At 47.3% G+C, this 355-nt stretch carries 1 protein-coding gene; it reads left to right on the top strand.

Translation table 11 applies throughout. The annotated features are described in order from the left end of the window. Positions 1–355: aminotransferase class III-fold pyridoxal phosphate-dependent enzyme (locus tag HC176_RS17865; protein WP_167920346.1), on the top strand; the 355-nt coding region annotated here is incomplete at both ends.

Genomic DNA, 355 nt, shown 5'->3' with positions numbered 1-355 from the left:
TATATGGTGCCGATGGAAAGAAGTATGTGGATTTCCTGGGCGGTGCCGGCGTGGGTAATCTGGGTTGGGGCGTAAAGGAGATCGAAGATGCAATAAGAAACAGTGATCGTCCCTCATATGTTTATCCCAACTTCTACTACAAACCCTGGACAGAACTTGCTGAGTTACTTGCAGAACTCGCACCGGGAAAGCTTCAGAAAAGTTACAGAATGACGGGAGGATCTGAAGCTGTGGAAGCAGCCCTGGAAATGGCTACCATGTTTACCGGCCGCAAAAAGATCCTTTCCGTAGAAGGCAGTTATCACGGTAATACCATGGGAGCTTTAAGCATTGGCGCTTCAAAAAAGCAGAAAAA

Source organism: Tamlana crocina (genome assembly GCF_012037625.1).
This window is presented reverse-complemented; position numbering and strand designations above follow the sequence as displayed.